This window comes from Kitasatospora sp. NPDC005748 (assembly GCF_040630735.1).
Taxonomy (GTDB): Bacteria; Actinomycetota; Actinomycetes; order Streptomycetales; family Streptomycetaceae; genus Kitasatospora.
Genome location: NZ_JBEXYD010000010.1, coordinates 83099 through 99303 on the forward strand (window position 1 = coordinate 83099; position 16205 = coordinate 99303).

At 77.0% G+C, this 16205-nt stretch carries 7 protein-coding genes; 1 reads left to right on the forward strand and 6 read right to left on the reverse strand.

The window, feature by feature from the left end; translation table 11 throughout:
* Positions 1 to 297: 297 nt before the first annotated feature.
* Positions 298 to 2103, forward strand: a complete 1806-nt coding sequence (locus ABZ495_RS10915) for an ATP-binding protein (protein ID WP_359835371.1) — start codon at positions 298 to 300, stop codon at positions 2101 to 2103.
* Between the two features lie 107 nt (positions 2104 to 2210).
* On the opposite strand, the gene ABZ495_RS10920 is transcribed toward ABZ495_RS10915, so the two are convergent.
* From ABZ495_RS10920 to ABZ495_RS10945, 6 genes are all read right to left on the reverse strand, one after another.
* Positions 2211 to 2687, reverse strand: a complete 477-nt coding sequence (locus ABZ495_RS10920; RefSeq protein ID WP_359805455.1) for a MarR family transcriptional regulator — start codon at positions 2685 to 2687, stop codon at positions 2211 to 2213.
* Positions 2688 to 2898: 211 nt separating this feature from the next.
* Complete coding sequence (locus ABZ495_RS10925) at positions 2899 to 4938, reverse strand: hypothetical protein (RefSeq protein WP_359835373.1); 2040 nt, start codon at positions 4936 to 4938, stop codon at positions 2899 to 2901.
* Complete coding sequence (locus ABZ495_RS10930; RefSeq protein WP_359835375.1) at positions 4935 to 8930, reverse strand: DUF5682 family protein; 3996 nt, start codon at positions 8928 to 8930, stop codon at positions 4935 to 4937. Before ABZ495_RS10930 ends, ABZ495_RS10925 begins: the two co-directional genes overlap by 4 nt.
* A gap of 4 nt (positions 8931 to 8934) precedes the next feature.
* Entirely contained in the window at positions 8935 to 10089 is a 1155-nt protein-coding gene (locus tag ABZ495_RS10935) for an AAA family ATPase (RefSeq protein WP_359805450.1), read from the reverse strand.
* Positions 10086 to 15194, reverse strand: a complete 5109-nt coding sequence (locus ABZ495_RS10940) for a hypothetical protein (protein ID WP_359835377.1) — start codon at positions 15192 to 15194, stop codon at positions 10086 to 10088. Before ABZ495_RS10940 ends, ABZ495_RS10935 begins: the two co-directional genes overlap by 4 nt.
* Positions 15191 to 16048 carry a DUF4132 domain-containing protein gene (locus tag ABZ495_RS10945; RefSeq protein WP_329490410.1) on the reverse strand — a complete coding sequence of 286 codons (858 nt, stop codon included), beginning with the start codon at positions 16046 to 16048 and terminating at the stop codon, positions 15191 to 15193. Before ABZ495_RS10945 ends, ABZ495_RS10940 begins: the two co-directional genes overlap by 4 nt.
* Positions 16049 to 16205: the final 157 nt, after the last annotated feature.

Below are 16205 nucleotides of genomic sequence, written 5' to 3' on the forward strand. Positions count from 1 at the left end.
GGAAGTCGTCGACGACCAGGACCACCGCGCTGACCTGCGGAGATCCGCCGAAAAGCGGCCGATCAACCGATGTAAAGACGCGTCACCATCCGCTTACGTATCGTCAGTTGATGTTGCGACAGGGCCTCCCGGGGCTGATAGCGTGCCCGAAGTCGGCGGCCGTGCTGCACCCGCTCGGACGGTGGTACCACGCCACCTCGTCCGACCCCCTCCGGGCCCGCCGGCCGTGGCGGCTCCGAGACCCCGGCCGGACCGCACACGGGCAGACCCGCCGTTGGCCCTGCACCAAGGAATCAGATGCCAGGCATATCGGCCCCGCGCACGGGCCACCGCGCCGGCCGGTCCGGCTCGCTCCGCCGCTCTCTCCTCGCCCTCGTGCTGGTCCCCTGCCTCGGCCTCGCCGCCACCTGGGGCTACGCCCTCTCCCTGCTGCGCGGCACCGGCCACCGGACCGCCCTTGCGGTCGTCAGCGCGGCCGTCGCCGTCGTGCTGCTCTGGAGCCTGACCCGCGGCATCCGGCTGGCCCGGTCGGTGTCCGCCCGGCTGCGCGACCTGCGGGCCGACACCCTCTCGATCGCCCGGCACGAGATCCCCCAGGTGGTCGGCCGGCTCCGAGCCGGCGAATCCGTCCCGCCACCGCCCGCCTGGATCCCCGCCCGGCGCCTCGGCGACGAACTCCACCAGACCGCCGAGGGGCTCTCCGCCGTCCGCACCGCCGCGCTCACCGCCATCGTGCACCAGGCCCAGGGGCGGGAGGGCACCAAGAAGGTCTTCCTCAACATCGCCCGCCGCACCCAGATCCTGCTCCACCGCCAGATCAGCATGCTGGACGCGCTGGAGCGCGAGCACGAGGACCCCGGGCTGCTGCGCGAGCTGTTCGCGGTCGACCACCTCGCCACCCGGATGCGGCGCAACGCCGAGAACCTGGTCATCCTCGGCGGCGCGCTGCCCGCCCGGCGCTGGCGCAACGCCGTCCCGGTCGTCAACGTGCTGCGCAGCGCCGTCTCGGAGACGGAGAACTACTCCCGGGTGGTCGTGCAGGGCATCCCGCGCGTCGCGCTCGGCGGCCAGGCCGTCGCCGACGTCATCCATCTGATCGCCGAGCTGATCGAGAACGGCACCACCTTCTCCCCGCCCTACACCAAGGTGCAGGTCTCCGCGCAGGAAGTCCCCCGGGGGCTGGCCGTCGAGGTCGAGGACCGCGGTCTCGGGATGTGCCGGGACGAGTACGAGCAGCTCAACGCCTACCTGGCCGACCCGCCCGAGCTGGACGTCTCCGCGCTCGGGGACGACCTGCGGCTCGGCCTCTTCGTGGTGGCCAGGCTGGCCTCCCGGCACCACATCCAGGTCACCCTGCGGTCCTCCCCCTTCGGGGGGACGCGCGCCGTGGTGCTGCTGCCGTCGGCGCTGCTGGAGCGGATGGAACAGACCCCGTCCGTGGCCGGCCTGCCGCCCGGCGCCCGGGTGACCCGGCCACCGGTGGTGGCGGAGGCCGACCGGAGCGGGGACGGCGGGAACGGGGACGGCGACGGCGGGTCGGGCGAGGAGCCGGAGGCCCCGGAGGAGCTGACCGCGGGCGCGCCCCCGGCTCCCCCGGCGGCCGGCTCGCCGATCCCCGGGCTGCCCGACGCGGTGGTCGTCCCCCGGGCCTCGTCGTGGCAGCCGTCGGCGCCGCAGGCCCCGTCGCCTTCGCAGGCGTCGCTGGCCTCACCGTCGCGGGCTTCGTCGCCCTGGCAGGACGACGACCCGTTCGGCGCGGCCTCGGGCGGGGGTGCGGACGCCGGTGTTCCGGAGGGCGCTCCTCCGGAGGGTGCCCGCCCGAACGACGCGCCTTCGGACGGCGCCCCTTCCGACCGCGCCCCTTCGGACGGCGGCGCGGTAGCCGGGGAGGCGGCCGCCGGACCGCGGTACGCGAACCCTCGGGACGCCCTGTGGGACGGCGTGGTGGAGAGCCACCCGGCCGACCCCGCCACGCGTACGCGCGAGGGCGTCCAGGAGGTCCCGTCGGACCACGGACTCGAAGGGCACCCCCGCGTCCCGCCCGTCCTCCCCCGGCGGGTCCGCAAGACCGGCCCCGCGCAACAGAGGCCGGACGAGGTGTGACCCGTCCCGGCCACCGCTCCAGCGGCGGCCGGGACGGGTTCTCGGCCGCGCGCCGGGGCCGGTGTCGGTACCGGCTTCGGCGCCGACGTCGGCCGTACCGGTCGGGGTCAGACGGCAGCCGGGGCGGTGGCCGCCGCCGGGGTGAGCTTGAGTTCCTCCAGGGCCCGCACCAACGGGGCCAGCTCCGGCGCGTCGGTGGCCTTGGCGAGCGTCGCCTCCAGGGTGGCGTCGTGCACCGGCCGGGCGGCTTCGAGCAGTTGGCGGCCCTGGGGGGTCAGCTCGGTGTAGATGCCGCGCCGATCGTCCACGCAGAGGAAGCGGCTGAGCAGGCCGCGGTCCTCCAGTCGGGTCACCAGGCGCGTGGTCGCGCTGCTGCTCAGGGCCGCGGCCCGGGCCAGCTGCTGCATCCGCATGTGCCAGCCGTCCTGCCGCGAGAGCGCGTCCAGCACCGTGTACTCGACCACCGAGAGCTGGTGCTCGCTCTGGAGCGCCTTCTCCAGCGCGGCGTCGATGAGGCCGTGCAGAGCGGCGAGCGTACGCCAGCCGCAGGCGCGGATCTCGGCAGCATCGTCGTGGATACCCATGGCTCGCCCTTCGCTTTCCCTGTTCCGGTCCGGCCCCCGGCCCGAGCTCGTGCACGAACCCGGGCTCGAACCCGGACCGGACCCGTGGCCCGGTCGGCCCACCGGCCGGTCACTTGCCCGGCCCCGGTCGACGGTAGTACGACCGGTCGAACGTCTTCCCGCCCCCCAGTATGCCATTCGACGCGCTTTACCTGCCTGTGCAAATACTTTCTTATGACCCGGCCTTGACCGGATCCTGCCCTTGCCAGCCACCCGCGCAGAGCGCCGAGGCCAACTCCTCGCCGTAGCAGGCCGCAGCCAGCCAGGCGGAGGTGAACGCGGCATGGTCGTCCGCCACCACCCTGCCGAACACGTCGCGGGGCTGGTCCGCCGCCGCCGCGCGGAGCGCGTCGAGCAGGGCCGCCCCCGTGGCCAGACCGGCCGCGCGCAGCGCCGACCGGCCGGTGTCCGCCGCCCCAGCGCCGAGCGCGAGCCCCTGCCGCCCGCCGGTCACCGCCTGCTCCACCCGGCGCGCCAGCAGATGGACCGGAGCCGCGGGCCCGACCGGTCCGGCCGCACTGCTCGGGACCTCGACGGTGGCGGAGGTGCTGGACGCGGCGCCGAGGGTGAGATCGGCGGTCTGCAACCGCTCCAGGCCCAGATTGACCCGCGCCGCCCGATCGGCGGGCAGCGCGAGGGCCGGCTCCCCCGGCTCGGGTCCGGCCGGTGGCGTACCCACCGCGAGCAGCCGCAGCTCCGGGTGCTCGGCCCGCTCCAGCCGGCCGATCACCCGCAGCCGCAGGCCCGGCGCGGTGGCGAGCAGCGCCAGGTTGCCCCGGAACGCCAGCCCGGGGCGGTCGTGCGCCGCGCGCAGCGCGACCACCAGCCCGCCGCAGTCGGCCAGCAGCTCGGGCACGCCGCCCGACCCGTGCGGGGCGGCGCCGAGCAGCGTGACGTCCAGGAACAGCAGGTCGCTCCCGGCCGGCCGGCCCTCGTACGGCAGCGCCGCCGCTGCCAGGGCCCGCTCCACCTGGACGGCCGGGGGCTCCGTCCAGAGCCCGGCGACCGGGTCCGCCGTCCACGCCACTCCCCCGGCCCGCACCGCTCGAACCGAACTGCCCGCGCCGAGCCGACCGTTGGCGGACCGCGTCGCCCCCTGCACGGCCAGCCCCGCCCGGCTGAACTCGCGGTGACTGAGCAGGGCATCACCCAACCGGACAGCCCGGTTCCCCGCACCGACCGCCTGCGGGGCGGCCGTCGTCGGGTCGGCGTGCGGCATCACCTCGGCGACGGTGCTCAGCACGCCGTTGGCATCCACCGCCCAGGTGAGCACGCCCGCATGGGTGGCGGTCAGGACCGGTTCGGCGAACAGCCCGTACAACCGCAGCCCGCCCGCCTCCCCGTAGACCTGACGGGCGGTGCCGCGCAGGGCGGCGAGATCGCGGTGCCCCGTACCCGGGGCCGCGGTTCGCGCACGGGTCAGGGCCGTGGCCACGGTCGGGGGCCGGGTCGGGGACAAGGTCGTAGTCAGGGCCGTGGTCAGGTCGAGCAGCTCGCGCAGGCCGGCGACCAGGAGCGCGAGCCGGTGGTCCGGCTCGCCCGAGCGGGCGGCCCGGAGCCGGCTCACCACCGCGACCGCTGCCGCGGCCGGCCGGTGGAACCCGTTCAGCCGCGCCCGGTGGGCCGCCCGCAGCAGCTCCGCCTGGAGCACGGCGCCGGCTCCGCCCACCCCGGCCGCCAGCACGGCCGCGGCGGCGCGGTGCAGGTGGTGGACGGCGGCCTGCTCGGCCGCCGTGAGCGAACCGCCGGAGGCGTCGTCGGGAGCGGCATCGGGAGCGGTGCGGGGGCCGCCGGGCGTGCCGCCGACCGGGTCCGGTTCGGTGCCCGACCCCGAGCCCGGCTCCGGGCCCGACTCCGAGGCCGGTTCCGGTTCGGTGCCCGGGCCCGGTTCGGTGTCCGCGTCGGCGATCCGGCAGACCGTGACCGCCGCCGCCCGGTGCACGCAGGCCGGCGCCAGCAGGCAGCCGCAGCGGACATCGGCCTGCCCCCGGACCACCCCGCCGGGCGCGTGCAGGACGAGGGCGGTCTCCTCGTCCACCTCGATCCGCCACTCGTCGCCGTCCCGGCGCACCGGGCGCTCCGCCAGCTTGGCGGCCGCGCCGTCCAGCCGCTTCTGCAGGCGGGCCGACAGCCCCGCCACCACTTCGGCGACCACCTCCGGCCGGACGGCCGGCCAGGCCCCGCCGGACGGCACGCTCTGCTGCTCTGTCATCGGACCTTCTCCCCCACCCAGCGGGCCAGTTCGAGCGGGCTCAGCGCCGCCACCGGCATTCCGGCCGCGACCAGCTGGCTCGCGACCGCCTTCGAGTAACGCGCCGTCCCGGTGTCGTCGAGCGCGGCGCAGCCGAGCACGTGACAGCCGGAGTCGACCAGCGCGCGGGTCTGCGTCAGCAGCCCGCCGATCGGTCCGCCCTCCTCGAAGTCGCTGATCACCGCGACCAGCGTCCGGGACGGCACGGTCACCAGCTCGCGTGCGTACTTCAGCCCGGTGGCGATGTGGGTGCCGCCGCCGATCCGGACCTCCAGGAGCAGGCCGAGCGGGTCCTCCACCCGCTCGGTCAGGTCGACGACCTCGGTGGAGAAGGCGACGAAGTGGGTGCTCAGCGAGGGCACCCCGGCCAGGATCGAGGCGGTCAGCGCCGCCCAGACCGTGGACGCCTCCATCGACCCGGACACGTCCACCACCAGGATCAGCCGCCAGTCGGCCGCCAGTCGGGCCCTGGTCCGGAAGACCGGCCGTTCCGGGACGATCACCGTGCCCGCCTCCGGATCCCCCGGCCGGGCCGGGCGCGCGGTGGCGAGGTTCGCCCGGATCGTCCGGTGGAGGTCGAGCCCTCCGCCGGGCCGCCGGCTCGGCCGCGGCACGCTGATTCCGGTGAGCGCCGGTCGGAGCCTGGTCGCCAGCTCCCGGGTGAGCTCGGACACCAGGCGCCGCACCAGAGGACGCAGCCCGGCGATCCGCGCCTCCGGCAGGCCACCGGCGTGCTCCAGCACGGTCCGGAGCAGGTCGACGGAGGGGCGGACGGCACCCGGGTCGATCGCGTCCAGCGCGTCGGCCCGGCCCTGCCCCACGGCGGCGGCGAGCACCTCTTCGCGGATGCCCGGCCCGAACAGCGCGGTCAGCTCCTCGGACCACTCGCGCACGCCCGGGTACGGGGCCTCACGGCCGCCCCGGTTGCCGCCCGCCCCGCCCCGACCGTCCAGCCCGGGCCCGGACCCCTCCCCGTGCCCGGTGCCGTACAGCTCGTCGAGCGCGGTCGCGAGCCTGGCCGCACGCCCCCCGAGGCCTCCGCCCCCCGGCCGCCCGAGCAACAGCCGCCATCGCTCGGCCGGCGCGAGCTCCTGCCCGGCGGACGCGGGAGCGGGGACGTGCGCAGCGGGCCCCGGAGCCGGCCCGGCATCCGTTCCCGGGCCGTGGAAGGGCTGGACGGCCTGCCCGGGGGCGGGGTGTCCGTCGTCGGCGGCCACGGCGAGGTGAGCCGTCCGGCCGGGATGCTCGGCCGCCGCGAGCCGCCCGGGTGTCGGCTCGGCCGCCGGGCCACCGGCCGTCGCGGGAACATCGCCGGCGGACCCGCCGACGAGCTCGTCCGCCGGCCGGTCGGAGCGCCCGGGTGCGGCCAGCGGTCCGGTAGTCGGCTCGGCCATCGGGGCGGTGGATCGCTCCGGGAGCAGCCCGCGTCGTTCCAGGGCGGCCCGGGCGGCGAGGTCCGCGCGGGCCCAGGCGGCGAGCAGCGCCGGCGGAACAGCGTCCGGCAGGGTCTGCAGACGGCTGCCCAGCCGCTCCTCGACCAGTGCCAGCAACCGGTCCCGGGCGGCCGGGGCGAGGGTGTCGAAGCCACCGCGCAGTGCGGGCAGCCGGTCCAGGAACGCCGTGTCGGACAGGGCGGTGACCCGCTCCAGCACCGGTTCGAGCGCCTCGGGCGCGGTGGAGAAGAGCCCCTCCGCCGCCGTCAGCAGACCGACCAGCGATCGGCCGAGGGCATGACGAGTCCCGGTGTCGGTGGCTCCGTCGACCCAGGAGGCCGCGCGGCCGCCGAACGCGCTCGGGCCGTCCTGCCCGAGCAGGACCCGCACGGCCCCGGCCGCTCCCCGGACCAACGGGCTCCCGCCGTCGGCGAGTTCGGTCAGCGTGTGGGCGAGCCGCACGCCGCCGGACAGGTCGGCCCGGCGGGCCAGCTCCACCAGGGCCCGGGCATCGGCGGGGTCGTCGGACCCGCCCAGCCCCTCCAGTTGGCGCACCGCCGCGTCGGTCAGCAGCTCCGCGGCCGAAGCGAGCGCGACGGCCCGGCCGCCGGGCTCGATCGGCCCGGCCCGCTCCCCGGGCGGCGCGGCCGGCTCCGTCCGGTCCGCGGTCCCCGGTGCGGAGGAGTCCCGCCGTGCCTCGGGGGCGAGGCCCGGGACGTGACCGGCGGCGAGGCGGTCCAGCAGGGCCAGTGCGTCCAGGAGTTCGGGGAGCGTCCCGCTCTGCGGGAGGACGGCGGTGAGCTGGGCGAGGCGGGTGTCGGCGAGCGCCGGCAGTCCGCAGGCGGCGGCGTCGGCGAGGCCCTGGACCACCTCGCGGGCGGTCGGGCCGTCGGCCTGCTGCTCGCGGCGCAGCCGCTCCCGCAGCGCCCCCTCGGCCGCCTGGGCCGGGGTGACGCCACGGGTGCCGGCGACCGTCAGCATCGCGGCGACGGTCGGGCTCCACTGCACGCGCCAGCGGGCGCCGAGGGTCTCGGTGCCGCCCGCGCCCACCCCGGCCACCGGTTCGCCGTAGGGGACGCCGCAGGCGGTGAGGCGGTGCAGGAGCAGGTCGCGGCGGCGGTCGAGGGCCGAGCGCAGCGGGTCCAGCCGGAGTTCCCGCGGGGCGGTCTCGGCGGAGTCGCCCGGCCCGGGGAGGCCGAGTCCGGTGAGGGCCGCTTCGACGGCGGGTGCCAGGCCGCTGCGCGGGGCGCCGGGCGCGGCCCGGCCGGTCCGGGTGCCGACCAGGACGCGCTCCAGCGCGCGGGCGACGGCCCGGCCGCGGCCGAGCGGCTCCCCCTGGGCGAGGACGGTCTGCACGGCTTCGACCAGTTCGCCCCGGCCGGGGGCGGCCAGCCCGCGCAGCCGGGCGAGGTCCCCGGCGAGCCGGACGATCTCGCGGGCGTCGGCCGGACCCGACGGGTGGTCCTGGGTGCGCAGGGCCTGGCAGATCCGCACCGCGGTGCCGGTCAGGGCGTCGGCGAGCCGCTCCGGATCGCCGCCCGCGTCGAGCACCGTGTGCTGCCACTCGGGGTCTCGGATGCCTGCCGGATACCCGGACCGGGCGTCGAGCAGGGGGTAGGTGTAGGGGATCAGCGAGACGACGTGGCCGCCGTTCTCCGCGTGGCCGTCGTCCCCGCCGCCGTCGGGGTCGGGCCCGGCGGCCGCCGCGTCGTCGAGCAGCGCGGGCGCGTGGAACGCCCCGATGACGGCGGCGACCCGGCGCCCGTCGGCCCCGGCGGCCCGGATCCGCGCACGCATCCAGGCCTCGCGTCGCAGGTCGTACGGATCGACCCCGGCGCCGTCCGCCGCGTCGCGGCGCATCGCCCAGCCGACCAGCAGCGCGGCGCGGCGGACGGCCTCCGGGGTGGACCCGGGGGCGGCGGTCTCGACCAGGCGGTCCCAGAGGTCATCGTCGTCGTCCCGCCCGGTGAGCCGGTGCCGCAGCGCGGCGGCGACGCCGGGGCGGCCGTCGTGTGCGGTGCCCCCGCTCGCGCGGCGGGCCTCGGCCCGCCGGGCGAGCGGCAGGTCGCAGGTGAGGGCCGGGACGCCGTTGCGACGGGCCCACCGCAGCGCGGCCAGCTCCGGGGAGAAGTCCGCGAACGGGTAGAAGGCGAGCCCGGCGGGCCCCTCGCCCGGACCGTCCCCGGAGCCGTCCGGGGCGGCCGCGAGGGCGACCGGCGCCCGGGTGGACTCGTCGGCCAGCCAGTCCAGCCAGGGCTGGAACTCGGTGGGCAGCTCGACCAGGACCACCTCGGGCCGGGCCGCGTCGAGCAGCGCGGGCACCACCGCGCTGAGCGAGGGGGCGTGGTGCCGCACCCCGATCAGGAACGGCCCCGGACGGCCTGCCCCCGAGGCGGCCAATCGCGCCGCCTCCGCCTCGACCACCCCGCGCGGGTCGTCGTGGTCCCCGGGCGTGCCGGGGCCGCGAGGGCCCGCTCCTCCGGCTCCGGAGAGTCCGGTCACCGCGCTGCTCGTCGTCATCGCCTCACGCCTCCAGGGCCGAACGCAGGTCCCAGAGCATCCGCCAGGTGGCCGCGCCCTGTTCGGCACGGCGCCGGACCGGGCCGTCCCAGTAGCCGAGCAGCCGGGCGGCGTCGGCCGGGTCGTCCTTGCGGACGACGCCGATCAGCTGCCCCGGCAGCCGGCCGAGGAGGTCTCCGCCGTCGGGCAGGTAGGCGGCGCAGACGCCCAGCGCGGTGGCCACCGAGACGGCCTCGGCGGTGCTCATCACGGTGGACGGGCGCTCGACGTCCCAGCCCTCGGTGGAGCGGCCGGTGCGCAAGTCCCGGAAGGCGGTGACGAGTGCCTCCAGCACGGCGTCGTCCACCGCGTACGCGGCACCGGCCCGGGCGACCGCGGCGGTGGACTGCCGGCGGACCAGCTCGACCTCCGCCGCGAGGCTGCCGATCGGGCCGACCGTCTCGAAGTTGAACCGCCGCTTGAGGGCGGCGGACATCTCGCTGACGCCCTTGTCCCGCAGGTTCGCGGTGGCGATCAGGGTGAAGCCGGCCGCGGCGTGCAGCTGGCCGTCCGGGCTGCCCGCCAACTCGGGTACCGCGATGCGCCGTTCGGAGAGCAGCGAGACCAGGGCGTCCTGCACCTCGGGCAGGCAGCGGGTGACCTCCTCGACCCGGGCGACGGCTCCGGTGGTCATCGCGGTGAGCACCGGCGAGGGCACCAGGGCGTCCCGGCTGGGGCCCTTGGCCAGCAGCAGGGCGTAGTTCCACCCGTACTTCAGCTGGTCCTCGGTGGTACCGGCGGTGCCCTGGACGGTGAGCGCGCTGGTGCCGCAGACCGCGGCGGCGAGCAGTTCGGAGAGCATCGACTTCGCGGTACCCGGTTCGCCGACGAGCAGCAGACCGCGCTCCCCGGCGAGGGTGACCACGCAGCGCTCGACCAGCGCCCGCTCGCCGACGAACTTCTGCTCCACAGCTAGGCTCTTCCGCCCGGCCTTGAGCTTCTCGCCGCCGCTGCCCATCACGAAGGTGACCACGGCGCGCGGGGTGAGCCGCCAGCCGGGCGGGCGCGGGCCGGTGTCGTGGGCCGCCAGGAACTCCAGTTCGGCGGCGTACCTCTCCTCGGGCGGGACGATCTGCCGAGCCGTCGGATCGGCGGACTGGTCCTTCGGGGCGGTGGTCATCGGCGGGCCTTCCTGCGCTTGCCGGTACGGAGCTCTTCGTATCCGGGGACGTCCCCGTCGCCGATCCGCTGCCAGGCCCGGGCGAACAGCTCCGGGACGGACAGCCGCGGCAGGACGGCGTGGTGGGTGGGCAGTTCGTACAGGCCGGCCTTCCAGGTCTCCGTCGGGAGGCCGGGGGCCTTGGCCTCCTGCCAGCCGCCGGGCAGGAAGAGGCCGCGGCCGGCCCGGGCCCGCTTGGCCTCCAGCACCAGGTCGGTGGCGGCGAGTTCGGCCCGGGCCCGCTTCAGCCGGGCGGGCTTCCAGCCCGTCCAGCGCGCGACGTTGCGGTCGGTCGGGTCGGGCAGCGCGAGCAGTTGGAGGTAGAGCGCGGCGGCGTCCGCGCCGAGGCCGTGGGCGGCGGCCACCTCGGCGACCAGCGGGCCGACGCTGAGCTGCGGGTTCTGCGCCCAGCGGGCCTCCTCCCCGGCACCGGTCGGCGCCGGGTCGGGGGTGAGCTCCGGCGGGGCCACCAGACGCTCCAGCTCGCCGTCCAGGATGGCCGCCAGGGCGGGGCGCTGACTGGTGAACCAGTAGCCGTCGACGAGCCCGGCCAGCAGCTCCAGCACCGGATCGTCCCCGCCGGTGAGCCCGGCCGGGCGCAGCCAGACCTGCTCGTCCTCGGTGCGGCCGGGGGCGAGCACGAGGGCCTCCCCACAGCGGACCAGACCGTCGGCGTCGGCCCCGCCCTCGGCCGGCAGCCCGAAGCGGGTGCGCAGCACCGGCGACAGCTTCTCGCCCTTGGCGGTGCGGTGCAGGTCGTAGTTCAGCAGCAGCTCCGGGTCGGCCAGCCGGGCCCGCAGCGCCGCGGCGGCCTGCGGCAGCAGCGGGCGCAGCGGGCTGTCGGCGGGCAGGTGGTAGGCGAGCCAGCGCAGGGCGTCGACGGACCCGCCCAGACCGGTGTCGCCGGGCAGGGCGTGCGGGTCGTCGGCGACCAGCTGGACCGGCCCGCCGTCCTGGGTGGCCCGCACCCGGTAGCCGGTGGTGCGGTTGAGCCAGGGCGTCCGGGTCGGGTTGAGGACCTCTTCGATGTGGTTGATCCCGGCACCGTTGACGGTGGCCTGGGCCTCCTCGGGCAGGGTGACGAGCCGTCCGAACCGCTCCGTCCACCGCTCGGCTCCGGCCGCGGTGTCGGGGCCGTCCGTCCAGAGCGCCTTCGGGTCGGCGGGCAGGAGCGCCGTCCAGACGGCGCGGAGGCCGGCCCGGTCGCGACCGCGCAGCCAGTCCCGGGCGGCCTTGGCCTCGGCCGACTTGAGACCGTACTCCTTGAGCCGGTCGGCGGGGAGCACGTTGCCGTACCACCCGAACAGGGTGTTGGTGGGGCTGAGCAGCAGGGCGGCCCGGGTGGCGCCGATGCCGGTCGCCGCACCGAAGGCGGCGGCCTGCCCGGCCTCCCGGACGAACCCGCCGTGCAGGGCGAGCAGGGCGGTGAACCGCGCCGTCCAGTCGGCGGTGACGACCTCCTCGGTGTTGCGCTCCCCGGCGGTGCCGAAGTGGGCGACCGGCCCGAAGGCGCCGCTCGGGTCGTGGTCGACGGCGAGCCAGTTCACCCGGTCCTCGCGGTGGTGGCGGCAGCCGAGGACGACGACCGTCCGCTCCCCGTGCCGGAACACCTGGCCGGCCCGGGACGGGTGCTTGCGGCTGGTGCCGTCCGGGTCGACGAAGTCGGCGAGCGGCTCGGTCAGCACCACCTCGCGCAGGGTGGCGCCGCGGTCGGCGAGCAGGCCGCGGGTGAGCTCGGTCAGCAGCAGGGCGAGCGCCGACCGCTCGGCCACGCCGGTGAGCGGGGCGGCCGCGGCGTAGGCGAGGGTGCCGAGGTGACCGAGGAGGCTCAGCCAGCCGTGGTGGTTGTCGTCCCCCTCCAGCTCGACCCGGAGCGGGGCGGACCAGCCCTCGGTACCGGGCGCCACGGCCGGTGGCCCGGTGAGGACGCCGAGGACGGTGCGCAGGTTGCCGAGCACCCGCCAGTGGTCCCCGTGCTCCCAGGAGCGGCCGAAGCCCGAGGTGTCGGGCAGCAGGATCTCCACCGCCTCGCGCAGGTCCTGGTCACGCCCGTGCTCGGGCCGGTAGGCGGCGCCCGCCCGGGCGGTGCCGGGCTCGGGGCGGGCCTCGGCCTCGGGCTGCGGGACGAACCGGGCGGCGAGGTCGAGCAGTTCGGCGGCGGACCGGGCGAGGCCGGCGACGCCGGCCCGCAGCAGCGGGTGGCCGACGCCGGGCAGCACGGCGCCGACGGCCTCGACCGGCACGGACTGCCGGGCGGCCTTGCCCACCGCCAGCGGGCGCCGCACGCCCTGGACGGTGAGCCAGCGCTGCTCCGCCTCCGCGGGCGGTTCGGCGTCCGTCGGCCAGGCGGCGTCGATCAGCCGGGCGGCCTGCTCGTCGGTCAGACCGCGCAGGACCAGCGAGCCCGCCTCGTCGCGCGGCCGCAGGGCGTGCCAGTGGGCGAGCGGGGGGACGAACGCGGTACCGGCGGCCGCCAGACCACCGGGCCGGCAGGTCTGCAGGTCGGTGCTGGTGTCGGCGCCGCTGCCGTCGGCGTCCGGCAGGGCGAGGCCGAGATCGCCGCCGCGCTCCTCGACGACCAGCGGGTGGGCGTCACCGGGCAGGCCGAGCCGCCCGAGCGGGAACCGATCGGCGCGCCGGCCCTTTCCGGCCAGGGCGAGGGTGGTGCCGTCGGCGGTGCCGGTGGTGACCTTGGCCCCGTCGACCCGGACCCAGCTGCCGAGCACGACGCCGTCGGTGCCGAGCGGGGTGGCCTCCAGACCGGGCTGCATCGGCAGCAGCGACGTGCGGTCGAGGTCGAGCCGGCCGGCCGCCGCGGTGGCGGCGATCCTGGGCGGTTCGGCGGCGCGGCCCAGCGCGCCGGTGGCCGCGTCCAGTTCGGTGAGGACGTCACCGGACCGGCTCGGGCGGACCGTCCAGTGACCGGTGCCGTCGCCGATCACCCGCGCCTCGGCGGGCATCCGGGTGTCACCGACGTGCAGCGGGCGCTCGCCGGTGGTCCGGCCCCCGCCGGACAGCGGGATCGACGGGATCTCCGGGTCGTCCCGGCCGCCGTAGTAGCGGACGATGGTCTCCCCGCCCAGTTCGAAGGTCTCGGTGGGGCGGCCGGACCAGTAGGCGAACTGCTTGTTCTCCCGGTACCAGGCGACCAGCAGCTCGCCGTCGACGAAGCGCAGCCGGGGCCGCTGCCAGCGCTCCAGCTTGTCGGGGATGCGCAGGGTGTGCTCCAGCAGGATGCCCTGCGGACCGACCACCACGACGCGGTTCCCGAGCTCCAGGACCAGCTGCGGCCAGGCCTCCTCGACGCAGAGGCCGTCGGGCAGTTCCCTGCCCTCGGGGCCGCCCGGTGCCTCGCCCGCCTCGATGCCGAGCCGGACGAGTGCCTCCTCCAGCGCGGGCCAGCCGAGCTCGTCGAGGATGCCGGTGCGCAGCGTGCGGGCGAGCAGTCCGGTGACGTCGAGGCCGGCGATCCGCTCGGCGGCGGCCGGGTTCTCGGTGCGGATCGCGCCGCGGCTGCTCCGCAGGTCCTTCAGCAGTTCGGCGGCGCTCGCCAGGCCGCGCACGGCCAGGAGTTCGTCGGCCCGGGCGTCGGACCACTCGACGAACAGCTCGCGCAGCACCGGGAGGGCGGCCAGCTGCTTGTGCGCGGCGGCCGTCCAGCTGTTGGGCACGCCGGAGCGCAGCAGGGCGCGGAACCGCGGGTCGGCGGCCACCGCGGCGAGGGTGCGGCCGCCGGGCCCGGACTCGCGCACCCAGTCGCCGAGGCCGAGGCTCTGCCCGTCGGCCGGGTCGGCGACCGGGACGCCCTCGGCGAGCAGCAGGTCGAGCAGCTCGATCTGGTGGGGGCTGCGCCGCGTCCCGGTGAAGAGGTCGACCGGGATGCCGTCGGCTCGCAGCCGCCCGGTCATCCGGGCGGCCAGCGCGACGGTCTCGGCGTTGAGCCCGTTGGTGCGCCAGCCCCGGCCGATGTGGCCCACCCAGCGCTGCAGCCAGACGGCCGCGGCCGGGGTGGTCCCGGCCCGGCCCGCCGCGCCGCCGGCGGGCAGGCCGGTCAGCAGCTGCTCGGCGCCGCTCTCGGCGAGCACGGCGAGCCAGGAGGCGTCCTGGGCGCTCTGGTCGGAGACCCCGGCCGGGTCGGGCATGATCTCCAGCAGCCGGGCGCGGACGCCCTCGTCACGCCGGGCCAGCTCGATGACGGCGCCGTGCCAGGACTTCCAGAAGGCGCCGGGCGCGCGGTTGACGGCGGGGGAGGCGAGCAGCTCGGCGAGCAGGGCCTGCTCGTGCTCGGTGCGGTCGAGCCCGGCGGCCCGGATCAGGGCGCGGGCGTCCTCGGCGATCCCCGCGTAGGGGGCCATGCCGGCGGCCGAGCGCTCGGTGCAGAGCTGGCGGAAGCGCTGCCAGGCGGTCAGCGGGTCGAGCCGGCCGCTCAGCTCCTTCACGTACTGGCGCAGCGCCTTGACGGTGAGCGCGCCGGCCAGCGCGAACTCCAGGAAGACGGCGCGCAGCCGCTCCTCGTCCACGGCGAGGCTGTGGGTGCGCTCGGCCTCGCGGGCCTTGCCGAAGAAGGTGCCGGCGTAGGTCTGGTTGCCCTGTTCGACGAAGATCCTGCCGACCTCCTCGCAGTAGGTCGGCAGGAAGTGCGGCACCGCGCGGCCGAGGCGCACGGCGAGCTCGTCGAAGCCGTCCTTGGCGTGGCCGGGCTTGGACTTCGCCTGCCGGGCGAGCCGCTCCATCTCCTTGACCAGGGCGAGCGCGTGGTGGCCGTTCGCCGGGTCGTGGACCAGCGCCCAGGCGGGGAAGCCCAGCGCCTCCTGGCGGACCTGGCCGACCTCGGCCGGCTCCGCCGCCGGCTTCAGGCCGAGGAAGTCGACCGCCAGGTCCTCGGCGGGCCCGAGCGCGCCCGGGACGAGCCGGACGATCCGGCGCCCGTCGAGCGCCGGGTGGGCGTAGCTGCGGGCGGTGAGGACGTCGGCGGCACTGTCGGGCTGCCCGGCGCCGGGCAGCGTGCCCGCCGGGAGGACCGCTCCGGCATCCAGCAGGCGCTCGTGCAGTTCGGTGGTGCTCATGCGGGCTCCTCCCCTTCGATCGTGCGGCCGGCGTACAGCGCGGCGGCCATCCGCATGCCCTCGGACCAGGCGACCGGCCCGACCTCGGCCGCCGGCAGGATCGTGCCGTCCGGGCCGGCCCAGCTGAGCGCGCCGGTCTCGCACTCGTCGTACTCGTAGTAGTCCCCGACCCAGACGCGGGCCTCCAGCGCGCGGCCGCCCTCGACCACGGGCAGCACGGCGTAGCCGCCGCGCACCCGGTAGCCGAGCCGGGCGCAGCGGCCGAGCAGGTCGCGCAGGGCGTTGTAGCGGCCGCCGGCGTAGCTGGTGACCTCGGTACCGGACGCGGCCTCCGCCGGGCGGTGCCAGACCTCCCGGTACAGCTGCTGCACCTGCTGGGAGACCCCGAGCTCGACGGCGAACTCGCGCAGCTCGTCCAAGTCCTCCAGGAGGACGGGGTGGGGTATCAGGATCTCGCCGTCGGTGAGGCGCACGGTGTCCCCGTCGAGGTCGACGAGCCCGAGGCCGCGTTCGGCGTCGGCGCCGCGCAGGAACCCGGCGACCTCGCCGTCCGCGCCCGTCACCACCAGGTCGCGCAGGACCTCCTGCCAGGCCTCGTCCGGCCAGACCGCGACCAGGACCGCGGCGGGGACGGGCAGCGAGCGGACCATCCACCGCTCGACGTCCTCCAGGCAGCCGCGCCGGTGCGCGGCGAGCCACTCGGTGAGCTGCTTGAGCCCGGTGACCACCGGATCGTCGTTCAGCTTCGACGGAAGGGACTTCAACGGGCGGCCGGCCGCGTTGCGGCACACCACCCTGCCCTCCGCGTCGAGCGCGACTTGATAGCCGCCCGTCCCCGCTTCCACCCACGTCACGGCCGCTCTCCTCCCAGCTGCTGGTCTGCGATGGGAGGAACGTAACGGGACACACTGACAACGCGGCCGCCGGGGGGCCGCTCCTGCGGACCAGCCGCTTCAAACCCATCGAACGAGTGAACGATCAGCGGGGACGACGACGCGGCCGCCACCCCGG